The sequence below is a fragment of the Achromobacter sp. RT286_PF genome (assembly GCF_059760425.1).
Genome location: NZ_JCBAMR010000003.1, coordinates 171,583 through 194,917, shown reverse-complemented (window position 1 = coordinate 194,917; position 23,335 = coordinate 171,583). Strand labels below are relative to the sequence as shown.

Here is a 23,335-nt window from a genome sequence, read left to right as displayed (position 1 = left end):
CCTTTCAGGCTGGCCTTGGACTGCCGCTGGCAAACGCTTACGCGTCGATATTGCCCGCCGACAGCGCATTGCGTTCGATGAACGCGCGGCGCGGTTCCACGTCGTCGCCCATCAGGGTCGTGAAGACTTCGTCCGCCGCGATGGCGTCTTCGATCTGCACGCGCAACAGGCGGCGCACCTTCGGATCCATCGTGGTTTCCCACAGCTGTTCCGGATTCATTTCGCCCAGACCCTTGTAGCGCTGCTTCGAGATGCTGCGGTCGGCTTCGCTGCGCAGCCATTGCATGGCTTCGCGGAAGTCAGACACGGTCTGTTCCTTGCGCTTGTCGCCTTCACCGCGCGCGGCCAGCGAACGCGAACCGACCTTGCCCAGGAAGCTCTTGGCGGCCTTGGACAGGATGGCGTAGTCCGAGCCGTTGATAAAGTCAGCGTCGATGATGCTGACGCGCACGTTGCCGTGGTGCATGCGCTGCACCGACAGGCGATGGCGTTCGGTGGCTTCGTCAAATTGCGGCACCACTTCCACGCCGTTGCCGCTGACCGGGTCGCGCATGGCGTCGGCCAGGCGCTTGGCGGAATCGGCGGTGGATTCGGCCGTTTCCAGGTTGATCTCCACGCCTTCGGCCATGGCCGACAGCGCGCCCACGTCGAACACCTTCGACAAACGCGCGATGACGCCGTCGGCCGCCACGTACTGGCTGGCCAGGTCGGTGAGCTCGTCGCCACGGATGATGTTGCCGCCCGAGATGATCTCGGCATCCTTCAACGCCAGTTGCAGCATGAACTGCGCTTCTTCCTGGTCGTCCTTCAGATAGCGTTCTTCGCGGCCAACCTTCACCTTGTACAGCGGCGGCTGGGCGATATACACATAGCCGCGCTGCACCAGCTCGGGCATCTGGCGATACAGCAGCGTCAGCAGCAGGGTGCGGATGTGCGCGCCGTCAACGTCCGCGTCAGTCATGATGATGAGGCGGTGGTAGCGCAGCTTTTCCACGTTGAAATCTGGGCCGATGCTGGTGCCCAGCGCCGTGATCAGCGTGGCGATCTGTTCGCTGGCGATCAGGCGGTCAAAGCGCGCCTTTTCCACGTTCAGCACCTTGCCGCGCAGCGGCAGGATGGCCTGGAACTTGCGGTCGCGGCCTTGCTTGGCCGAACCGCCTGCGGAGTCACCCTCGACGATGTACAGCTCGCACAGCGCCGGATCTTTTTCCTGGCAGTCCGCCAGCTTGCCGGGCAGGCCCGCGCCTTCCAGCACGCTCTTGCGACGCGTCATTTCGCGCGCCTTGCGCGCGGCTTCACGCGCGCGGGCGGCTTCGACGATCTTGTTGCACAGCGCCTTGGCGTCGTTCGGGTTTTCAAGCAGCCAGGATTCCAGCGTGCGGGCCACGGCTTCTTCAACGGCCGGACGCACTTCGCTGGAGACCAGCTTGTCCTTGGTCTGGCTGCTGAACTTGGGCTCGGGCACCTTCACCGACAGCACGCAGGCCAGGCCTTCGCGCATGTCGTCGCCGGACGTTTCAACCTTGGCTTTCTTAGCCAGTTCGTTGTCGGCAATGTACTTGTTGATGATGCGGGTCATTGCCGCGCGCAGGCCGGTCAGGTGCGAGCCGCCGTCGCGCTGCGGGATGTTGTTGGTGAAGCACAGCACGCTTTCGCTGTAGCTGTCGTTCCACTGCATCGCCACTTCCACGCCCACCGACACGCCGCCGGCGGCCGACTCGGTGCTGACCGAAAACACGTTCGGGTGCAGCACGGTCTTGGCGCGGTTGATGTATTCAACAAAGCCCTTCACGCCGCCCGAGAACGCAAAGTTCTCTTCCTTGCCCTGACGCTGATCCACCAGGCGGATCTTCACGCCGTTGTTCAGGAACGAGAGCTCGCGCAGCCGCTTGGAAAGGATCTCGTAGTGGTATTCGATGTTGTTGAAGATGACCGGGTCGGCCAGGAAGCGCACTTCCGTGCCGCGCATGTCCGTCGTGCCCGTCACGGCCAGGGGCGCGACCCGCGCGCCTTGGCGGAATTCCATCTGGTGGACCTGGCCGTTGCGGCGGATGGTCAGGCGCAGCCACTCGGACAGAGCGTTCACGCAAGACACGCCCACGCCGTGCAGGCCGCCGGACACCTTGTACGAGTTCTGGTCGAACTTGCCGCCGGCGTGCAGCTCGGTCATGACGATTTCGGCCGCGCTGCGGTGGAATTCGTCGTCCTTGTGGATGTCCGTCGGGATGCCGCGGCCGTTGTCCGTGACCGAGATCGAGTTGTCGGTGTGGATCGTGACGACGATGTCGTCGCAATGGCCGGCCAGGGCTTCGTCGATGGCGTTGTCCACCACCTCGAACACCATATGGTGCAGGCCGGTGCCGTCGGACGTGTCGCCGATATACATGCCGGGGCGCTTGCGCACGGCCTCCAGCCCCTTGAGCATCTTGATCGAGTCAGCGCCGTAGCCGCTGGTCTCGGGAGTGGTGTTCTGCTGATCTGACATGTCTGGTTCGATAACGCTTTAAAGAACGGCCTGGCGGCCGGACCGCCCGCGAGCCCTCAGGCCCGCAAGCGGCACAAACCCACAAGAGGGGTGCGGATCAAATCCGCATGGGCATGACGACGTACTTGAACTGGTCGTCTTCGGGCAGGGTGATGAGCGCCGATGCATTGGCATCGGGCATGACCGACCACTGGATGTTGTCGACTTTCACGTTGGCCAGCACATCAAGCAAATAGCCCACGTTAAAGCCCACGTCCAATGCTTCATGGCCGTAGTCGATGTCGATTTCTTCCTGCGCTTCTTCCTGCTCGGCGTTGGAAGACGAGATCTTCATCTGGTTCTGCGCAAGTTGCAGGCGCACGCCCTTGAACTTGTCGGTGGTCAGGATGGCGGCACGCTGCAGGCTGCCCTGAAGCGCTTCGCGGCCCACCATGAAGTGGCGCGTGTAGTTCGTGGGAATCACACGCGTGAAATCGGGGAACTTGCCTTCGACCAGCTTGGACACCAGTTCCACGTCGCCGAAGCGAAAGCGGATCTGGCCCGGCGCCACATCAATGGAGACCACTTCGTCGGAGTCTTCCAGCAGGCGCTGCATTTCCAGCACGGTCTTGCGCGGCACGATCACTTCGTGGCGTTCGGCGATGCCATCGGCTTCCGTTGAGCAATGCGCCAGACGGTGACCATCGGTGGCGACGGCGCGCACACGACCCGGTTCAAACACCAGCAGCATGCCGTTCAGGTAGTAACGGATGTCTTGTTGCGCCATGGCAAAGTGCACCATGTTGAACAGATGGCGCAGCGTGCGTTGCGGCATCGTCAGCGAGACGTCCCATTGCTCGGGCTGAGCCACGGTGGGGAACTCGCTGGCGGCCAGCGTCTGCAGCGCGAAGCGGCTCTTGGCCGACTGCACCGACAGCTTATTGCTGGCCAGCGCCAGGCGCACGTCGCCGGTATCCGGCAGCGCTTTCAGGATGTCGAGCAACTTGCGCGCGGCAACCGTGGTGGACTCGTTGTCCTGGCCCACGCCGAAGTCGGCGTGCGTGGTGATCTGTACTTCCAGGTCGGTCGCAATGAAGGCAACCTTGTTGCCTTCCTTGCGCATCAGGATGTTCGCAAGAATGGGCAGGGTATGGCGTCTTTCGACGATGCCCGCCACAGTCGACAGCGGTTTCAGCAATGCATCGCGTGTGGTTTGTACGAGTTGCATGTTCATCCTTTTAGAGTTTGTTCCAACACGTGCAGGGTATGGTTGAGCTCCGCTTGTTTTGCGCGGGCGTCGGAAATCTTGCGTACGGCATGCAGTACGGTGGTGTGATCGCGCCCCCCGAACAGATCACCGATTTCCGGCAGGCTTTTCTGCGTCAGCTCCTTGGCCAGGTACATCGCAACCTGACGCGGCAAGGCGATATTGGCGGGCCGGCGTTTCGAGTACATGTCCGCGACCTTGATCTTGTAGAAATCCGCCACCGTCTTCTGGATGTTTTCCACCGTGATCTGGCCGTTGGACACGGACAGCAGGTCCTTCAGGGCTTCCTTGCAGACATCCACCGTCAGCACGTCGCGACCGTGGAAGCGGGCGTAGGCCAGGACCTTGCGCAGCGCGCCTTCCAGCTCGCGCACGTTGCTGCGCAGATGCTTGGCAATGAAGAACGCCACTTCCTCGGGCATGGGCACGCCTTCGGACTCGGCCTTGCGCAGCAGAATCGCCACGCGCATTTCCAGCTCCGGCGGCTCGATCGCCACCGTCAGGCCGGAGTCAAAGCGCGAGATCAGGCGGCTGTCGATGCCCGACAGTTCCTTGGGGTACGTATCGCTGGTGATGATGATCTGCTTGCGCTGCGCGACCATTGCTTCGAACGCGTAGAAGAATTCTTCCTGCGTGCGGTTCTTGCCGGAGAAGAACTGGATGTCATCGATCAGCAGCAAGTCCAGCGAATGGTAGTAGCGCTTGAAGTCATCGAACGCCTTGCGCTGGTACGCCTTCACCACGTCGGACACGTATTGGTCGGCATGCACATAACGCACCCGCACGCCGGTACCGGCAGCGACCATCGCGTTGCCGATGGCGTGGATCAAGTGCGTCTTGCCCAGGCCCACGCCGCCATACAGGAACAGCGGGTTATAGGACGTGCCGGGGTTCTCGGCCACCTGCAACGCCGCGGCGCGCGCGAGCTGGTTCGCCTTACCCGTCACGAAGTTCTCGAACGTGAGATCCGTATTCAGGCGCGAACGCTCGTACACGATGTTGGCTGCGTCGGCGTTGACCGCTTGCGCAGCCACCGTGGTGGCGGGGGGGGGAGGGGCGGCCGTAGCCGGGGCCTGCATGGGCGGCGCGCCGCCCGCGGGCTGTGCAGCGGACAGGTGCGATTGATCGGGCTGCGGTGCACGCACGGGCGCGACCGGCATGCGCGGGGCGGCTCCATGAGAAGGCAACTCGAACAAGACCTGTACCGGTCGCTTGAACCACTCCGCGGCCAACGCTTCGATCTGGTGGGAAAAATTCTTGCGCACCCAATCCAGCTTGAAGCGGTTGGGCGCGGCAACGCGCAGCACCGCCTGCGTTTCGTCGTACGCAAGCGGGACCAGCGGTCGTATCCACGCGCTGATTTGTTGGGGGGGGAGTTCCTGCTCAAGACGACTGACGCAGGTCTGCCAGAATTCTTTCATGTCGCTCTTATTCAAACCTCGATTCTACCTTGCCTGGGCTGGGGTTATCCACAGGGTAGGACATAAGCGTCTACACTGCCCTGGCTTAACTGTTTGACAAGACAGGGAAAACTTGCTGAAATGGTGGGCTTTTCCGAATTCTGTCTGTCAGAAGGTTTCACAGAGAGCTTAGCCGGAGTTGTGGCAAGTACCCTCCTTTCATAGGTTTGGGCGCTTACTGCACTGTCCGGTTTTTAGCTTTGCTGAATAGGTCGCCTGGGGAGAAATCCCTTGTCCAGAGCCCCGTCTATGCGTTGTTTTTTGCACATGTTGCAAAAATGCTCACTAGATACCCGCTTCTGAATCCGCGACCTGGAACCCTCCGGGCAGGTCCCTTCTGACTTTTGTTCTTTTTGTGGATCGTCCATGAAACGTACCTACCAACCTTCCGTCACCCGCCGCAAGCGCACCCATGGCTTTCGCGTGCGCATGAAAACCCGCGCTGGCCGCGCCATCCTGAACGCCCGCCGCGCCAAGGGCCGCAAGCGTCTGGCTGTCTAAGTTCTGGTTTTCCGGTTCCTTTCCGGAAAAACCTGACTATTTGCACGGACCGGCCATATTGCAAGACCTCTCGCAATCTCGTTCTGGTTCCGCGCAAACGCCTGACCCGCAGTCCATGCCGCGCTCCACGCTTCCCCCGGAGGCGCGGCTGCATCGCCCCTCCGAGTTCGCCGCTGCCCTGAAAGGCCGGCGTCTTGCTCGAGGGGCGTTATTCATTGTGACTTCGGCTCCCAATGATCTGCCCCCCGGCCAGGATGCCTGTGCACGACTGGGGCTGATCATCGCCAAGCGCTTCGCCGCCCACGCCAGTACGCGCAACGCCATCAAGCGGGTCATCCGCGAAGCGTTCCGCCACCGGCGTCTGGCGTTGCCGGCCAAGGACTACGTCGTGCGTTTGCATAGCAAAGTCGCGCCCACTTCGCTTACCTCGCTAAAACGCTTGGTCAGGGCCGAAGTGGACGCTCACTTTGAGCGGATCCTGCGATGATTTTCAAAGCACTGCTCATTCTTCCGATCCGGTTCTACAGGTTCTTCCTGAGTCCCTGGATCGGCAGGCAGTGCCGCTTTACCCCCACTTGCTCGGCGTACGCGATTGAAGCAATCGAACGCCATGGCGCCTGGCGCGGCTTTTGGTTGGCGGTCCGGCGCATAGGCCGTTGCCATCCGTGGTCGCCCGGCGGCTGGGATCCGGTTCCGCAATCCAAGGGAACCAATGGCCCCCCGTGCTGCTCCCACAGCCACCGCACCGAGCACGATTGACGCTAAACTGGCGGGCTTTGCTGGCCCGTATTCACTTCAGTAGGCACCATGGATATCCGACGAACCGTCCTCTGGATGATTTTTTCCTTTTCGCTGTTGCTCCTCTGGAACAACTGGCAAATCCATAACGGCAAGCCGTCCCTGTTCGGGGGCCCGACGCCCGCGGCCAGCACGGCTGAACCGCAGGCCGGCGCCAATAACGCCACGCCTTCGGTGCCCAGCGCCCCCACATCCACGGCCACCGCGCCGTCGGCCGTGCCCGGCGCCACCGCACCCGCTGCCGCGCGTTCGGAAGAAGTCGTCATCACTACGGACGTGCTGCGCCTGACGTTCGACACCATGGGCGCCCAGTTGGTGCGCGCCGAGCTGCTGAAGTACCCGGCAACCGGCCAGGCCGACAAGCCCACCGTGCTGCTGGACCGTTCGGCTGGCTTGAACTACGTCGTGCAGTCCGGCGTGGTCGGCGCGCCCAATGGCCAGAGCTTCCCCACGCACCAGACGCCTTTCCGCGTCACGTCCACCGAACGCCAGATGACCGGCGACAACCTGGTCGTGTCGTTCGAAGGTGAATCGGGTGGCGTGAAGGTCACCAAGACGTTCACCCTGCACAAGGGCCGCTACGACATCGACGTACGCCACGACCTGGCCAACGTCGGGTCCGCCCCCGTCACGCCCGCGCTGTACCTGCAGCTGGAACGCGACGGCAACGACCCGGCCGACACGTCCAGCTTCTATCACACGTTCACCGGTTTCGCCGTCTACTCCGAGCAGGACAAGTTCCAGAAGAGCACGTTCAGCGACATCGAGAAGAAAAAGGCCAACTACATCAAGCAGGCGGACAACGGCTGGATCGCCGTGGTGCAGCACTACTTCGCCACTGCCTGGGTGCCGCCGCAAGGCAAGCCGCGTACGAACGAACTGCTGGAAGTCCAGAAAAACCTGTACGCCGCCCGCAGCATTGAAGCCGTTGGCGAAATCGCCCCCGGTTCGGCCTCGCGCGTGGACTCGCACCTGTGGGTCGGCCCGCAAGACCAGAAAGCCATGGCGGCGCTCGCCCCCGGCCTGGAACTGGTGGTCGACTACGGTTGGCTGACCATCATCGCCAAGCCGCTGTTCACGCTGATGACCTGGCTGCACTCGTTGCTGGGCAACTGGGGCTGGACGATCGTGGCGCTGACCGTGCTGATCAAGGCCATCTTCTTCCCGCTGGCCGCCGCAAGCTACCGCTCGATGGCTCGCATGAAGCAAGTGGCTCCGCGCCTGCAAGCCCTGAAGGAAAAGTACGGCGACGACAAGCAAAAGCTGAACGCCGCCATGATGGAGATGTACCGCACCGAAAAGATCAACCCGCTGGGTGGCTGCTTGCCGATGGTGGTGCAGATCCCGGTGTTCATCTCGCTGTACTGGGTGCTGCTGGCCAGCGTAGAAATGCGCGGCGCGCCTTGGATTCTGTGGGTCCATGACCTGTCGATCCGTGACCCGTACTTCATTCTGCCCGCCATCATGATGGCCACCATGTTCCTGCAGATCAAACTGAACCCCACGCCGCCGGACCCCATCCAGGCCAAGGTCATGATGATCATGCCGCTGGTGTTTGGCGGGATGATGTTCTTCTTCCCGGCCGGCCTGGTGCTGTACTGGTGCGTGAACAACACCTTGTCGATCGCGCAGCAGTGGTCCATCACCCGCTCCATGCAGCGCAAGACCGAAGCGGCGGCAAACCGGTAAATCCGATCTGCCTGACCTTTGAAGTCTCAAAAAAACCGGCCCTTGTGGCCGGTTTTTTTATGCGCGCGGGGCGTCCCGACGCCACAGACTGTGCCCGGAGATGAGTCCATAGTCGATAGGTTTTAATAATCGACAATGCTGTTTCAATCAACTTCACAAACGCAACCTTGGCCCCTATGATGTGTCCCACATACTGCCCTGCGCCCCGCGTCGGGCAGTATCCACAACACGGCACGGGCCCGCACCGGCTCGCGCCTCCCAGAATTACGTACGGAGTGTGCTATGACCGACAAGAAGAATCTGACCACCGCCTCAGGCGCCCCGGTGGCAGACAATAACAACACGCTCACCGCCGGCCCGCGCGGCCCCGCGCTGTTGCAGGACTTCTGGCTGATTGAGAAACTGGCCCACTTCGACCGCGAACGCATCCCCGAACGCGTGGTTCACGCCAAGGGCTCCGGCGCCTACGGCACCTTCACCGTCACGCACGACATTTCGCGCTACACGCGCGCCAGCATCTTTTCGCAGGTCGGCAAGCAAACTCCGTTGTTCCTGCGCTTTTCGACCGTGGCCGGCGAACGCGGAGCGGCGGACGCCGAACGCGACGTGCGCGGCTTTGCCATCAAGTTCTACACCGACGAAGGCAACTGGGATCTGGTCGGCAACAACACTCCGGTGTTCTTCATCCGCGACCCGCTGAAGTTTCCCGACTTTATCCACACGCAAAAGCGCGATCCCAAGACCAACTTGCGAAGCGCCACCGCCGCCTGGGATTTCTGGTCGCTCAGCCCCGAATCGCTGCACCAGGTCACCATCCTGATGAGCGACCGCGGCATTCCCGCCAACCTGCGCCAGCAGCACGGCTTTGGCTCGCACACATTCAGCTTCGTCAACAAGGACGGCGAACGCTTCTACGTGAAGTTCCACTTCAAGTCGCAGCAGGGCGTCGTCTGTATGAGCGACGAAGAAGCCGCCCAGGTCGTTGCGCATGACCGCGAAAGCTCGCAGCGCGATCTGTTCGAGAACATCGAAAACAAGAACTTCCCGAAGTGGACGCTGAAGGTGCAGATCATGCCCGAGGCGGAAGCCGCGACGTATCACATCAACCCGTTCGACCTGACCAAGGTCTGGCCGCATGGCGACTACCCCCTGATTGAAGTGGGCGTGCTGGAACTGAACAGGAACCCCGAAAACTACTTCGCGGAAGTGGAGCAGGCCGCCTTCACGCCGGCCAACATCGTGCCGGGCATCGATTTTTCGCCGGACAAGATGTTGCAGGGACGCCTGTTTTCCTACGGCGACACGCACCGCTACCGCCTGGGGATCAATCACCACCAGATTCCGGTGAACGCGCCGCGCTGCCCGTTCCACAGCTTTCACCGCGACGGCGCGGGCCGTGTCGACGGCAACGTGGGCGGCACGCTGAACTACGAGCCCAACAGCGCCGGCGAGTGGAAGGAAACGCCGTCCGCCGGCGAACCGCCGCTGGCACTGGACGGCCAGGCCGCGGCACGTTGGAACCATCGCGTGGATGACGACTACTACTCGCAGCCAGGCAATCTGTTCCGCCTGATGACGCCGGAAAAGCAGGAGCTGCTGTTTGGCAACATCGGCCGCCACATGGCGGGCGTGCCGGAAGAAATCCAGCGCCGTCAGCTGGAACACTTCAAGAAGGCCGATCCGGCCTACGCGGCGGGCGTGGCCAAGGCGCTGGGGGTGACGCTGTAACCCTATAAGGCGATAGGGCGATAAGCCTGTAAGCCCGGCAAGCTGCCATCCCGTGGCACGAGAAAAAAGGGCGGTTCCACACGGAATCGCCCTTTTTATTTAACGCTGCATGCCCCAGCGCCGCACCGTCAAATGCTCCAACGTGTCGAACGCCAGGTTTTCCACAAGCAGGCCGATAACCACCACCGCGGCCAGCCCGGCGAACACGCGATCTGTGTATAACTCGTTGCGGTTCTGAAAGATGTACCAGCCCAGGCCGCCCTTGCCGCTGGACGCGCCAAAGACCAGTTCCGCGGCAATCAACGTGCGCCATGCAAATGCCCAGCCAATCTTCAGCCCGGCCAGGATCGCCGGCAGCGCGGCTGGCACCAGAATCTGCAACACATACCGCAGCCCCGTCAGCCCGTAATTGCGGCCTGCCATGCGCAGCGTTTCGGATACGCCCAGAAAGCCGGCATACATGTTCAGCGCCAGCGCCCACAGCACGGAATGGATCAGCACGAACACCAGGCTGCCTTCGCCCAGGCCGAACCACAGCAGCGCCAGGGGCAGCAGGGCAATAGCCGGCAGCGGGTTGAACATGGCCGTCAAGGTGGAAAGCAGATCGCGGCCAAAGCGCGTCGACACGGCCAGCGTGGTCAGCACGAAGGCCAGCACCACCCCCGCCAGATAACCCTGCACCAAGACGCGCAACGACTGGCCGGCGCGCGCCAATAGCTCGCCGTTGGCAATGCCCTGGGCGAACGCCTGCGCGGTCTGCCACGCGCCGGGCAGCAGCAGGTCGTTATCGGTATAGCGCGCCGCCAGCTCCCACACGCAGGCCAGCAACACCAGGATGAACGTTTTGCGCAAGGCGGCGTGCTGCCACAGCCGCTCTTGCCAGGGCAGGGGCGTCTGGGCGGTCTGCGCGGGCAAGGGCGGCAGGTCGTATTCCACCTCGGCGCGGATCGGGGGCGTGGCGGCGTGTAGCGTATTCATCGGTCGCCCCTGCCTTAAGCCGCCGCGCGCTCGGCCACCGCCGGCGACGACACCGGCAATTCGAACAACAGGTCGTGGATGCGGCGCGCGGCAGCCTGAAAGCCGGCGGAGCCCTGCGTCTGCAAGCCATAGGCGTGCGCATTCAGTTCCGCCCGCACCCGACCCGGATGGGGTGACAGCAACAGCACCCGGCTGCCCAATGCCAGCGCCTCTTCGATCGAATGCGTGACGAACAGCAAGGTAAAGCGCACGTCATCCCATAGCGCCATCAGTTCTTCCTGCATGCGTCGACGCGTCAGGGCGTCCAGCGCGGCAAAGGGCTCGTCCATCAGCAGTACTCGCGGTTGCATGGCCAACGCCCGTGCAATCGCCACTCGTTGCTTCATGCCGCCCGACAGCGTGTGCGGATAGGCGTCGGCAAACGCGGCCAGACCCACCTTGTCCAGATAGTGCATGGCGCGTTCATCCGCTTCGCGCCGCCCCAGCCTGCGCGACGCCACCAGCGGAAACGCCACGTTCTGACGCAAGGTTTTCCAAGGTGGCAACTGATCGAATTCCTGGAAGACGACAATGCGGTCGGGCCCGGGCCCCGTCACGGCCTGCCCATCAATCGCGATGCGGCCATCCGTGGGTGGGATGAAGCCGGCCACGGCCTTGAGCAGCGTCGATTTGCCGCAACCCGACGGCCCCAACAGAATGAATCGATCCGCTGCATGCACGTCAAAACTGACCTCGTGCGTGGCGCGCACGCGCCTTTCACGCGTCTTATATTCGATCGTCACCTTATCCACAGCCAGCAAGGGCGACGCTTTTTGAACGTTATCCACAGGGCTGGGCGCGATCGATGACATGTCAGCTTCCTTGCGCGGTCACCGCGTCGTCGAAGAAGTAGTCACGCCAGCTGGCCGGCGCGTTCTTGATGGCGCCCACCTGATGCATGAATTGCGCCAGCGCGTACGTATTCTGCGGTTCCAGCTTGAATTGCACGTCCGGGTTCTTGATGACCTTGATCAAAAACTCGCGGTCCTGTTTGGCGCCGGTCACGCGCAAATACGTGTCGGCGGCCTTCTCGGGATTGGCGGCGGCGAACGCGGCCGCTTCTTTCAGTGCCGCCTGGAACGCCTTGTACGTCTTGGGGTTGTCGCGGCGGAATTTCTCGGTGGCGAACAACACGGTGGACGAACTGGGCCCGCCCAGCACGTCATAGGAATTGAGCACGATGCGCGTTTTGGGGTTTTCGGCCAGCTCTTGCTCCTGGAAGGGCGGGTTGCCGAAATGCCCGGTGATTTCGGTGCCGCCCGCAATGATGGCGGCGGCGGCATCCGGGTGCGGCAACGCCACGGAAATCTTGTCCAGCTTGTTGAATTGCGCGTCGCCCCAGAGCTTGGCCGACGCCAGCTGCAATACCCGCGACTGCACCGATACGCCCACCGCGGGCACCGCGATGCGGTCCTTGTCGGTGAAGTCGGCAATGGTTTTCACATTGGGGTTGTTGGTGACCAGGTAATAGGGAAAATTGCCCAGCGACGCCACGCCCTTCACGTTCTGCTTGCCGCGCGTGCGGTCCCAAATCGTCAGCAGCGGTCCCACGCCTGCGCCCGCGATATCCACAGCCCCGGACAACAACGCGTCGTTCACAGCCGAGCCGCCCGACAGCTTTGCCCATTCAACCGAGATATCCACACCTTCGGCCTTGCCGTGCTTTTCGATCAGTTGCTGGTCGCGCGCCACATTCAGCAGCAGGTACACGATGCCGTACTGTTCCGCGATGCGGATGCGCCCTTCGGCCAAGGCCGGCGTGGGCGAGGCCAGCGCCAACACCGCCAAGACCAACGCCAGACCCGCGCCGGTAGCGGTTTGGATCAGACGATCCCGAAGTGCAGATGACATGCGCATGGTGTTCCCTGTGGATAAGTGCTTTGTGTCGGCGCCGGCGCGTTTTCAGAACGGCACATCGCCTTCGATGGTCGTGCGGTACAGCTTTCGGCGCAGGTGGTCCGGCGTGCCGCCCGCCAGATGGATCAGCGAGCGGTTGTCCCAGAACACCAGATCGTGCGGCTGCCAACGGTGGCGATAGATGTGTTCGGGGCGCACGCTATGCGCGAACAGTTCCGCCAGCAACGCACGGCTTTCGTCTTCGGGCAGACCGACGATGCGCGTCGTGAATCCTTCGCTGACGAACAACGCGCGACGGCCGTTTTCGGGATGCGTGCGCACGACCGGATGCACCACCTCTTGCACCTGCGCAATCTGTTGCGCGCTAAGGTTAGGCCGCCAGTTGCCTTCTTTTTGCAGCTGCCCGTACTGCGCCAGGTACGAGTGCACGGCCCGCTTGCCGACGATGGCATTGCGCAACGCCGCGGGCAGCGTGTCATACGCCAGGTGCATGTTGGCGAACAAGGTATCGCCGCCTTCGGAGGGCAGTTCCTGCGCGTGCAGCAACGAGCCCAGGCTGGGCAATTCCTTGTACGAAATATCCGAATGCCAGTACTTGCCCGCGTCGCCCAGGCCGATGGGCTTGCCGTCTTCCACGATGTTGGACACGGTAAGGATTTCGGGATGGCCAGGCAGATGAAACTGATGCAACACATGGATCATCAGCGGGCCAAAGCGGCGGCTGAAATCGATATGCTGTTGCGGCGTGATGCGTTGGTCGCGGAACACCAACAGGTGGTGGTCCAGATGCGCCTGATGCACGCGAGAGAAGTCCGCCGTGGTCAGCGCCTGAGACAGATCCAGGCCAATGAGCTCCGCGCCGACGGGGCCGGGCAGGGGCTTGATATCAAATGACTGCGCCCGAAGGGCGGGGGCGGCGTCTACTTCGCGCCGCAGCGCGTTGCTCTGGGACATCGATCGCTCCGTGTTGCCTTGCGGTCTATCTGGAACGATCGATTATGGAAACCCCGCCTTGTATCTCAAACGAAGTTATCGGCGTTTGATCAAAGCTGCACGTCATATAGAAAAAGCCGCGAGACAAAGGCTCGCGGCTTCATGCCTATCGCGTATTAGCAAATAGCCGATCGGTTATTGGCGGGCGTTACGCAGCCGGCAAATAGGCCTCGACCAGCTTCACCCAATACGTGGCGCCTACCGGCAACAAGGCGTCGTTGAAGTCATAGTTCGGGTTGTGCAGCTGGCACGGACCCATGCCGTGATAGCTTTCCATGCGGTGATCGCCATCGCCATTGCCCAGGAACAGGTACGCGCCGGGGATCGCTTCCAGGAAGAAAGAAAAATCTTCCGCGCCCATGAAAGGCGGCATGTCGCGCAACACGTTTTCCGCGCCGAACGCGTCTTCAGCGACCTTGGCCGCAAAGGCCGTTTCGTTTTCCCAGTTCACCAGCGGCGGATAGGCGCGCACGAAATCCAGCTCGCCTGTTCCGCCATAAACCTGCGGCAAGGTCGTGGCGATGCGGCGCATGTCGGCCTCGATCTTGTCCAGCGTTTCCACCGAATACGTGCGCACGGTGCCGCGCAGCACGGCCTCTCCGGGAATCACGTTGTAGGCATCGCCCGCGTGAATCTGCGTGATCGACAGCACGGCCTGTTCCAAGGGGTTCTTGCTGCGCGAGATCACCGTCTGCAAGGCGTGCACCATGTCGGCCGCCACGATGATGGGGTCGACCGACGCATGCGGTTGGGCGGCGTGGCCGCCCACGCCCTTGATGACGATGTCCCACCGGTTGCTGGAGGCCATCGTGGGGCCGGCCCGAAAGCCAAACTGGTTGACCGGCATGCCCGGCATGTTGTGGATGCCGAATACCGCGTCGCACGGAAACTTGTCGAACAGCCCGTCCTGCATCATGGCGCGCGCGCCGGCGTTGCCGCCTTCTTCGGCCGGCTGAAAAATGAACACGACGGTGCCGTCGAAATTGCGATGGGTGGACAGGTATTGCGCCGCACCCAGCAGCATGGCGGTATGCCCATCATGGCCACAGCCGTGCATGCGGCCGCTGATGGTGGACTTGTGCGCAAAGCGGTTGTGTTCGGGCATGGGCAGCGCGTCCATGTCGGCGCGCAAGCCGATCGTCTTCTTGCCGCTGCCGCCGCGCAACACGCCGACCACACCGGTCTTGCCCAAGCCCGTATGCACTTCCAGACCCCATTCACGCAAGCGTTCCGCTACCAGATTGGACGTGCGCGTCTCTTGGAAGGCCAGTTCGGGATGGGCGTGGATGTCCCGTCGCAAGGCGGTCAACTCGCCGTGCGCGCGTTCGATTTCGTCTATGGTTTTCATGGCGTTTGAATGAAGAATTAGGGGATTCAGATACGGCTTTCAATCGCTCAATCGCGGGCGTGCGATGCAAACACGCGTTTTCATTGAAGGATTCTCGCGCTTCGCCTCGTTCACGTCCAGTACGGCCATGCATGTGGGCTAGGCCATATCGTTCAAGTGACAGGCGCTGTACTGGCCCGGCGATATCTCGCGCAACAGGGGGCGCTCTTCTTTGCAGCGCGGCATCGCATGCGGGCAACGCGGATGAAACGCGCAGCCGCTGGGCGGATCCAGCGGCGACGGCAGCTCGCCCTTGATCGGCTGATATGTGCGCCGCCCGGGCGTCAACGTCGGCAGTTCCTTCAACAAGGCCTGCGTGTACGGATGATTGGCGCGCTGAAAAACAGTGTCGGTCGGGGCAAGCTCGACCACGCGCCCCAGATACATGATGGCCACGCGGTCCGAGATATGACTCACGACGCTCAGGTTGTGGCTGATGAACAGATACGTCAAATCCAGGTCATCGCGCAGCTGTTCAAACAGGTTCAGCACCTGTGCCTGGATGGACACGTCCAGCGCCGCGACGGCTTCGTCGCACACGATCACGGATGGCTTTAAGGCCAGCGCCCGCGCAATCCCGATACGCTGGCGCTGCCCGCCCGAAAACTGATGCGGATAGCGTTGCGCGAAGGACGGGTCCAAGCCCACCTGCCGCATCAACCCCGCCACGTAGTCGGCTTTGTCGCGGGATCGAATCAAGCCGTGCGCAACGGGCGCCTCGCCGATGATCTCGCGCACGCGCATGCGTGGGTTAAGCGATGCGTAGGGGTCTTGGAAAATCATCTGCACGCCAAGCTCGTAGGCGCGCCGCTGTGTGCCCGTCATGGACTTTACGGCTTTGCCGTGATAGTGCACGTCGCCGGAAGTGGGCGGCAAAATGCCGGACACGACACGGCCCAGCGTGGATTTCCCGCAGCCCGACTCCCCCACAATGCCGATGACTTCACCCGGCTGCACGTCCAGGTCCACGCCGGCCACGGCATGCACCACTTGCGTCTTCAAGCCCGCGCCCAGCAGGTTGGCGATGCGGCCGGCCAGGTCCACGGGCTGCACAAAGCGCAGCGCTACGTCGCGCAGGGACAGGATGGGGGTGGCGGCGTCGCGTTGTGCTTCGCTCATTTGGGGTCTGGGTCTCCGGCATGCCAGCAGCGCACCCATTGCGCCGGGCGAACTTCAACGGGCTGCGGTTCGATCAGACAGGCGTCGGTGGCGCGCGGACAGCGCCCCCGGAACGCACAGCCTTGCGGCAGGTTCAACAGCGAGGGGGTCATGCCAGGAATCGGCACCAACGGCTTGCCCCGTGATTCCGGCGTGGGGATGGATGCGATCAAGCCATGCGTGTACGGATGCATGGGATGCGTGATGACGTCGTGCGTGCTGCCAGTTTCCACGACGCGCCCTGCGTACATGACGGACACGCGGTCCGCCAGGCCGGCCACCACCGCCAGGTCGTGCGTAATCCAGATCAGGCCGGTGCCGGTCTCGCGGCACAGCTTCTGCACTTCAAAAAGAATCTGCCCTTGAATGGTGACGTCCAGCGCGGTGGTGGGCTCGTCGGCGATGATCAGGCGCGGGGAATTAAGCAGCGCGATGGCAATCGCGACACGCTGGCGCATGCCGCCCGACAACTGATGCGGATAGGCGCGCAGGCGCTCTTGGGGCGACGGAATGCCCACCATCGTCAGCGTCTGCAAGGCTCGCGCGCGCGCCTGCTCGCGCGACACGTTGTGATGTGCGCGCACGGCCTCGATCATTTGCGTATCCACGCGCAGAACGGGGTTCAGCGTCATCATCGGGTCTTGGAAGATCATCGCGATCTCTTCGCCGCGCAGTTGACGCCAGCGCGCGGGCGTCGCGCCGCGCAGGTCTTCACCATTCAGGCGCAGGTGGCCTTCAACGATGCGGCCGGGCTCATCCAGCAGGCCCATCAACGAGAAGCCCGTGATGCTCTTGCCCGATCCCGATTCGCCGACCAGCCCCAGGATTTCACCTTCAGCCAAGGTCAGGTCCACGCCGTCAACGGCTTTCACCACGCCATTGCGCGTGAAGAAATGCGTTTTAAGTCCCTGGACCTCAAGTACAGGCCGGGCCACGGCCAGGGGCGATTGCACGGCGTTTGTCTGCATCGCGTTCGCCCTTAATTTGCGTGACGCGGGTTAAGCACGTCGCGCAGGTGGTCGCCCACCAGGTTGATGGCGATGATGGCCAGCGCCAGCGCGATGCCGGGAAAAAACGATATCCAGTACTGGCCGGACAACAGGTATTCAAAGCCGTTGTAGATCAGCATGCCCAACGACGGCTCGGTTACCGGCACGCCCACGCCCAGGAACGACAACGTGGCTTCCAGCGCGATGGCGTGCGCCAGGTCGATGGTGGCGATGACAATCAGGGGCGGCATGCAGTTGGGCAGCACATGGCGAAACAGCACGCGGCCCCACGACAAGGACATGCAGCGCGCCGCTTCCACATATTCCTTGCCGCGTTCCACCAGCGCCGCGCCGCGCGCGGCGCGCGCGAAGTACGCCCACTGCACAACAATCAGCGCGATGATCACCTTATCCACACCCTTGCCCAGAATCGCCAACAGCATCAGCGCAACGAGGATGGCGGGGAAGGACAACTGGATATCCACAATCCGCATGAGCAACGCATCGATGCGGCCGCCAAAATAGGCGGCGATCAGGCCCACCGTGGCACCGACGCCAAACGCTGCCAGCACCGAGATCGTGGCCACCATCAAGCTGGTGCGCATGCCGTACAGGATGGCCGACAGCAAGTCTCGCGCTTGGCCATCCGTGCCCAGCCAGTGATGCATGGACCCGTCACTGCTTTCGCTGCCGGGCTTGAGCTTGGAATCCATGATGTCCAGCGATGCCAGGTCGTACGGGTTCTGCGGCGCGATCCACGGCGCCAACACCGCCGCGCCGACGATGACCAGCAGCATCACCAGGCCCAGCGTGGCAAGCTTGCTGGCGAAAAAATCAGAGACGAAGCGGCGCCAGGGCGTTTGTTCTTTTTTGGCAGCGATGGGGACGGCGGGGCTGGCGGGGCTGACGGGACTATTCATCGGCGGCTATCCAAGCGTACGCGGGGGTCCAGCACCGTGTAAATGATGTCCACCACCAGGTTCAACATGACCAGAAAGAACACGATCAAGAGCAGGTAGGCCACGACCACGGGGCGGTCCAGGTTGATGATGGAATCGATCAGCAGCTTGCCCATGCCTGGCCACGAAAAAACCGTTTCGGTGACCACGGCAAACGCCATCACCTGGCCAAATTCCAAGCCTGCGACGGTCACGACGGGGATAAGGATGTTCTTTAGCAGATGCACGCCCAGCACGCGTTTTTCCGACAGGCCCTTGGCGCGCGCGAACTTGATGTAGTCCATCGGCAGCGCTTCACGCGTGGCGGCCCGCGTCACGCGGATGATCATGGCGCACTTGGCGATGGCGATCGTTGCGGCGGGCAGCGCCAGGCTCATCCACCCGCTTAAGGTCAACACGCTAAGCTGCAACGAGCCGATGCTGACGGTCTTGCCGCGCCCACCCGCAGGCACCCACCCCAGCATCACGGCGAACACCATGATGAGCATCAGGCCGACCCAGAAGTTGGGCAAGGAAAAGCCCAGCACCGACCCCGTCATGATGGCGCGCGAGCCGGGCGCTTGCGGCTTCAAGCCCGCCAGGATGCCCAGCGGCACACCAATCAGCACGGACAGCAGCATGGCCACACAGGCCAGTTCCACGGTGGCCGGCATGCGCTCAAGGATGAGGTGCATGGCGGGCTCGCCCGTCAGAAAGCTGTTGCCGAAATCACCGCGCACCGCCTGGCCCATGAAGATCAGATATTGCCGCCACAGCGGCAGATCCAAACCCAGCGATGCGCTGATGGCGGCGCGCTGTGCCTCGGTGGCTTCCGGGCTGGCCAGCATCGAGACCGGGTCGCCCACCATGTAGATGCCCGCAAAGACCAACGCCGACATGACCAGCATGACGACGATGGTTTGCAGCAGTCTTCTTACGATTGTTGCCAGCACTGGAGACCGCCCGCGTTGCGCGTTACTTCTTCAGGGTTGCGAACTGCGCAAGCGTGACCTGGTCGGGGCGGCCCTGGTAGCGGATGTCGCCCTTCATCGCCCATACCGACAGTTCAAAGTGCACCGGCAGCATGGCGTAATCGTCCATGGCCATGTTGCTGGCCTTGGACAGCAACTCGGCGCGCTTGGCATCATCCATGGTGGAAGACGCTTCCTTGACCAGCTCGTCCATCTTGGGATTGGAATAGCGGCTGCGGTTGGTCGTGCCCAGACCCGCTTCCGGGTTGCGCGTGACCAGCAAGGACGTCAGCGCGTTGGACATTTCACCGCTGGTCACGGACCACCCTGCCAGATACGCCGAGAACTGATAGCTGTCGCGATTCTTGAAGAACACCGGCGGCGCCATCGCGTCCACGCTGGTCTTCACGCCGATGCGCGTCCACATCGATGCGATGGCTTGCGCGACCTTCGAATCGTTGACGTAGCGGCCCGACGGCGACCCCAGCGTGATCGAAAAGCCGTTGGGATAACCGGCTTCCTTAAGCAGGGCCTTGGCCTTTTCCACATCGGCCTTGGGTGCCTTCGAATGCTCTTTGCTGGAGCCGAACATGGGGTAGGGCAGCAGGTTGCCGGCGGGCAGCGCCACGCCCCCCATCACGCGTTCCACCAGGGCATCGCGATTGATGGCCAGCGACAGCGCTTCACGCACGCGCTTGTCCTTCATGGGGTTCTTATCGGTGCCCTGGATACCGGGTGACGGCTCGGCGTACTGGTCCAGCGCCACGTACACGACGCGCACCGACGGCGTCTCTTCCACAAAGAGCTTTTTGTCAGCCTTGAGCTTGGGCAGATCGTCGGTGGGGGGGTCCTCGATCATGTCGACGTCGCCGGCAAGCAATGCGGCGACGCGCGCGGCGGCATTGCTGATCGGGCGATACACCACACGGTCCCACTCGGGCTTCTTGCCCCAGTAATTCTCATTGCGCGCCAGCACGAATTCAGCGCCGCGTTTCCATGACACGAACTTGTACGGACCCGTGCCCACCAGGCCATCGCCGCTATTCAATTCGGTGGTGGTCTTGCCTTCAGCCGCCGGGCCCGACGCGGCCTTTTTCGACATGATGGGCAACTGCGCAAGGTTCACCAGCAGGTTGGGCGCGACTTCCTTCGTGGTGATGCGCACGGTCATGGGGTCCACCACTTCCGTTTTCGCAACCGACCCCAGGTACAGCGTGAACGGCGAGGGACTGTTGGGCACCTTGGGCACGCGGTCGTAGGTGAACGCGACGTCTTCCGCGGTGAACGGCGTGCCGTCCGAAAACTTGACGTTGGGACGCAGCTTGAACGTCCATACCTTGCCGTCAACCGTCCACGATTCGGCCAACGCGGCCTTCGGTTTTAACTGGGCGTCGGTAGCAACCAGGGTGTCGAAAATGGTTTGGGAGATTTGCGTGTTTGGCGTCAACGCGTGGTACTGCGGATCCATCGATGAGGGCTCGGTCTTCAAAGCGATCACCAGATCGCGAGCCATAGCGGAACTGAATGTGCCAAAGGCCAACATCACCGCGGCCGAGCCGCAGGCCAAGACACGCGAAAACCGAGATGCCATCGTGATCTCCCAGAGTTGTTTCGGGTTTTGAACCTCGGGGCCACATTAACCAGCAAACAAGGAGCCGCGCAACAGTTATATTCCCCTATTGTTCTCGCTTCCCCGCCTCTCAGATATGTCCGCTTACGCCCCTATTGCCGCCATTGCCACCGCCCCCGGAAGAGGTGGCATCGGCGTCGTGCGCGTTTCTGGTGCGGACCTGTCCGAATTGGTGCGGCGCATTTTCCAACGCGAACTCACGCCGCGCCACGCGCACTATCTGCCGTTCAAATCCATCGACGGCGAACTGCTGGACGAAGGCATCGCCCTCTACTTTCGCGCACCGCATTCCTATACCGGTGAAGACGTGCTTGAGCTGCAAGGCCACGGTGGCCCCGCCGTGTTGCGGCGCGTGCTGGAAAGCTGCCTGGCGGCCGGGCGCGACCTGGGCGTGCGCCTGGCCGAACCCGGTGAATTCACGCGTCGCGCCTTTCTGAACGACCGCATGGACCTGGCGCAGGCCGAAGCCGTGGCGGACTTGATCGATGCGTCCTCCGTGGCGGCCGCGCGAGGCGCCATGGCGTCATTGTCGGGCGAATTTTCATCGCGCGTGAACGACCTGTCCGACCGCATCATTCACCTGCGCATGCTGGTCGAGGCGACGCTGGACTTCCCTGAAGAAGAAATCGACTTCCTTGAAAAGTATCAGGCGCGTCCCACCTTGGACGCGCTGACGGCGGACCTGTCCAAATTGATCGCGCAAGCCCGCCAGGGCGTCATCCTGCGCGAGGGCCTGCATGTGGTGCTGGCCGGCCAACCCAACGTCGGTAAATCCAGCCTGCTCAACGCGCTGGCAGGCGACGACATCGCCATCGTCACGCCCATTGCGGGCACGACACGCGACAAAGTGGTGCAGGAAATCCATATCGACGGCGTGCCATTGCACATTGTGGACACGGCCGGATTGCGCGAAACCGAGGACACGGTTGAGAGCATCGGCATCGCGCGCACCTGGCAGGAAATCGAACGGGCTGACGTTATTTTGCATCTGCAGGATGCAACCCAGCCGGGCGATGAACTGGACGCGCAGATCACCGCGCGCCTGCCGCCCCGTACGCCGGTGTTGAAGGTGTTCAACAAGGTCGACCTGTTATCCACAACGTTTACCCCCGGCGCGGGTGAACTGGGTATCTCCGCCAAGCGCGGGGCCGGCCTGGACGCGCTGCGCGCCGAACTCTTGAACATCGCAGGCTGGAACCCCGGCGCCGAATCACCCTGGCTGGCGCGCGAACGTCACCTGCACGCCTTGCAACAAGCGGCTGAACATTTGGAATTGGCCGGCGAACACGCGGGTCAGGACGACCGGGTGCTGGACCTGTTTGCGGAAGAGCTGCGGCTGGCGCATGAAAGCCTGACGAGCATCACCGGAAAATTCACCAGCGATGATTTGCTGGGCGAGATTTTCTCCAGCTTTTGCATCGGTAAGTAACCGGACAAGGGCCTGATTTGAAAGGCCATATAGCAGATCGCTTTCCCGATCTGCTCCCCGATGCGCGTCCCTAAGCTTCGTCAAGAAAACAGGATCTATCTCACGCGCTTATCGGACTGTTCTTATTTACCGGGTCTGGCAGTTGCTTCTAAAAGTGGTCATCGCTAATTGACGCCATCGACGACTACCAAAGTGGGTCGTCCCCAAGAGCACGCCATGCCCTCACCATCTGACTTGCCCACAACCCCACCATCCGGCGGTTACTCAAGGCTACGTTCAAGGCTACAAGCTCACTGAGAGCGACGTGATGAACACGTTGCCCGACCAACCCCATTGGTCGCGTCAAGTGGTGAATCCGCTGCCTGACATGTGCTGGGCCAAGCTACAACAGGGGGCACGCCCTTGGCTTTGGCTAAACGGAGCACACAGCGAAACTCTTGAAAAAGACGTGCTGGCAATAACCAGGGCTTTTAACTATCGCCGGCTGTGGCGCGACACAGCTGTACCTTTTTGGCGTGGACTACAGCATGGACCCGCCGACAGAAATCTGTGCGGCATGCGGCAATCTTGGCATGTTTGACGGCGACCGTTCGGCCAAGGCCCTTTGGTCCTATTTGCAAATCTTCATGGAACGAGGTCCTGAAGGCCTGCCCAAGCCCGCGCCGCTGCCGCCGCGACAAAGCCGCTGGCAAGAGACCCTGCAACCATACCGGGACTGGTATGCAGGGTTACGACGCCGGCTGGCGAAGCCCTATGGGATGTTCAAGGCTCCCCTCACCATCCCGCTCTGGCTGGGCTGGCTGCTCATCAACGCATTTCCGGACAGCGTCGAGGCCTTCATCCAGTACAACGTGCCGTACACGCTGTTCCCCAAGGAAATCGATAAGTTGTGCGGCTTCGGTGAGAAGCGCAAGCCGGTGATCCGCGTAAACGGAGAACGCATTGATCCATGAAGTGCTGCCGACGCATGACAGACAAGGCAATCGAAGGTCTGACTGAACAATATGAGCTTTTGCTCATGTTATTCACTCAGCTTTCCTTTCAATACCCCTTGCTAAA

20 protein-coding genes are annotated in these 23,335 nt (G+C 62.1%); 7 read left to right on the top strand and 13 right to left on the bottom strand.

Annotated features, from left to right (window positions below):
- Window positions 1–37: 37 nt before the first annotated feature.
- The 3 genes from gyrB to dnaA form a co-directional block, all read right to left on the bottom strand.
- Window positions 38–2,485 (bottom strand): DNA topoisomerase (ATP-hydrolyzing) subunit B, encoded by a 2,448-nt coding sequence (gene gyrB, locus AC6LJY_RS04520; RefSeq protein WP_046804040.1) that lies wholly within the window; start codon window positions 2,483–2,485, stop codon window positions 38–40.
- A 97-nt stretch (window positions 2,486–2,582) separates the two neighbouring features.
- The gene (gene dnaN / locus AC6LJY_RS04515) at window positions 2,583–3,692 is read right to left on the bottom strand and encodes a DNA polymerase III subunit beta (protein WP_006227714.1); all 1,110 of its coding nucleotides are present in this window, start codon (window positions 3,690–3,692) and stop codon (window positions 2,583–2,585) included.
- A 2-nt stretch (window positions 3,693–3,694) separates the two neighbouring features.
- Complete coding sequence (dnaA, locus tag AC6LJY_RS04510; RefSeq protein WP_104142377.1) at window positions 3,695–5,152, bottom strand: chromosomal replication initiator protein DnaA; 1,458 nt, start codon at window positions 5,150–5,152, stop codon at window positions 3,695–3,697.
- A 405-nt stretch (window positions 5,153–5,557) separates the two neighbouring features.
- On the opposite strand from dnaA, the gene rpmH reads away from it, so the two are divergent.
- The 5 genes from rpmH (at window position 5,558) to AC6LJY_RS04485 (ending at window position 9,907) form a co-directional block, all read left to right on the top strand.
- On the top strand, window positions 5,558–5,692 hold the full coding sequence (gene rpmH, locus AC6LJY_RS04505; protein ID WP_003816025.1) for a 50S ribosomal protein L34: 135 nt from the start codon (window positions 5,558–5,560) through the stop codon (window positions 5,690–5,692).
- A gap of 115 nt (window positions 5,693–5,807) precedes the next feature.
- On the top strand, window positions 5,808–6,179 hold the full coding sequence (locus AC6LJY_RS04500) for a ribonuclease P protein component (RefSeq protein ID WP_046806088.1): 372 nt from the start codon (window positions 5,808–5,810) through the stop codon (window positions 6,177–6,179).
- Window positions 6,179–6,451: a membrane protein insertion efficiency factor YidD gene (gene yidD, locus AC6LJY_RS04495; RefSeq protein ID WP_082134561.1), complete on the top strand. Its 273-nt coding sequence runs from the start codon at window positions 6,179–6,181 to the stop codon at window positions 6,449–6,451. The genes AC6LJY_RS04500 and yidD overlap by 1 nt, the downstream gene beginning before the upstream one ends.
- 48 nt (window positions 6,452–6,499) lie before the next feature.
- The gene (gene yidC, locus AC6LJY_RS04490; protein ID WP_046806087.1) at window positions 6,500–8,179 is read left to right on the top strand and encodes a membrane protein insertase YidC; all 1,680 of its coding nucleotides are present in this window, start codon (window positions 6,500–6,502) and stop codon (window positions 8,177–8,179) included.
- Between the two features lie 282 nt (window positions 8,180–8,461).
- A complete protein-coding gene (locus tag AC6LJY_RS04485; protein WP_498135378.1) occupies window positions 8,462–9,907 on the top strand; it encodes a catalase in 1,446 nt (481 codons plus the stop codon).
- A gap of 99 nt (window positions 9,908–10,006) precedes the next feature.
- On the opposite strand, the gene AC6LJY_RS04480 is transcribed toward AC6LJY_RS04485, so the two are convergent.
- The 10 genes from AC6LJY_RS04480 to AC6LJY_RS04435 form a co-directional block, all read right to left on the bottom strand.
- Window positions 10,007–10,885 carry an ABC transporter permease gene (locus AC6LJY_RS04480; protein WP_498135377.1) on the bottom strand — a complete coding sequence of 293 codons (879 nt, stop codon included), beginning with the start codon at window positions 10,883–10,885 and terminating at the stop codon, window positions 10,007–10,009.
- Window positions 10,886–10,899: 14 nt separating this feature from the next.
- Window positions 10,900–11,736, bottom strand: coding sequence for an ABC transporter ATP-binding protein (locus tag AC6LJY_RS04475; protein ID WP_498135376.1), 837 nt, complete (start codon window positions 11,734–11,736; stop codon window positions 10,900–10,902).
- Window position 11,737: 1 nt separating this feature from the next.
- Window positions 11,738–12,775 (bottom strand): ABC transporter substrate-binding protein, encoded by a 1,038-nt coding sequence (locus AC6LJY_RS04470; RefSeq protein WP_498135424.1) that lies wholly within the window; start codon window positions 12,773–12,775, stop codon window positions 11,738–11,740.
- Between the two features lie 51 nt (window positions 12,776–12,826).
- Window positions 12,827–13,735, bottom strand: coding sequence for a TauD/TfdA dioxygenase family protein (locus AC6LJY_RS04465; RefSeq protein ID WP_046806082.1), 909 nt, complete (start codon window positions 13,733–13,735; stop codon window positions 12,827–12,829).
- Between the two features lie 187 nt (window positions 13,736–13,922).
- Window positions 13,923–15,122, bottom strand: a complete 1,200-nt coding sequence (locus tag AC6LJY_RS04460) for a M20 aminoacylase family protein (RefSeq protein WP_498135375.1) — start codon at window positions 15,120–15,122, stop codon at window positions 13,923–13,925.
- Window positions 15,123–15,260: 138 nt separating this feature from the next.
- Entirely contained in the window at window positions 15,261–16,280 is a 1,020-nt protein-coding gene (locus AC6LJY_RS04455; RefSeq protein WP_498135374.1) for an ABC transporter ATP-binding protein, read from the bottom strand.
- On the bottom strand, window positions 16,277–17,287 hold the full coding sequence (locus tag AC6LJY_RS04450) for an ABC transporter ATP-binding protein (protein ID WP_046806079.1): 1,011 nt from the start codon (window positions 17,285–17,287) through the stop codon (window positions 16,277–16,279). The genes AC6LJY_RS04455 and AC6LJY_RS04450 overlap by 4 nt, the downstream gene beginning before the upstream one ends.
- 11 nt (window positions 17,288–17,298) lie before the next feature.
- Window positions 17,299–18,228 carry an ABC transporter permease gene (locus AC6LJY_RS04445; protein WP_498135373.1) on the bottom strand — a complete coding sequence of 310 codons (930 nt, stop codon included), beginning with the start codon at window positions 18,226–18,228 and terminating at the stop codon, window positions 17,299–17,301.
- Window positions 18,225–19,199, bottom strand: coding sequence for an ABC transporter permease (locus AC6LJY_RS04440; protein WP_046806077.1), 975 nt, complete (start codon window positions 19,197–19,199; stop codon window positions 18,225–18,227). The genes AC6LJY_RS04445 and AC6LJY_RS04440 overlap by 4 nt, the downstream gene beginning before the upstream one ends.
- Window positions 19,200–19,221: 22 nt before the next feature.
- Complete coding sequence (locus AC6LJY_RS04435) at window positions 19,222–20,808, bottom strand: ABC transporter substrate-binding protein (protein WP_485857693.1); 1,587 nt, start codon at window positions 20,806–20,808, stop codon at window positions 19,222–19,224.
- A 115-nt stretch (window positions 20,809–20,923) separates the two neighbouring features.
- On the opposite strand from AC6LJY_RS04435, the gene mnmE reads away from it, so the two are divergent.
- Window positions 20,924–22,276, top strand: coding sequence for a tRNA uridine-5-carboxymethylaminomethyl(34) synthesis GTPase MnmE (gene mnmE / locus AC6LJY_RS04430; RefSeq protein ID WP_498135372.1), 1,353 nt, complete (start codon window positions 20,924–20,926; stop codon window positions 22,274–22,276).
- Between the two features lie 527 nt (window positions 22,277–22,803).
- Window positions 22,804–23,229: a hypothetical protein gene (locus AC6LJY_RS04425; protein ID WP_319307207.1), complete on the top strand. Its 426-nt coding sequence runs from the start codon at window positions 22,804–22,806 to the stop codon at window positions 23,227–23,229.
- Window positions 23,230–23,335 lie beyond the last annotated feature (106 nt).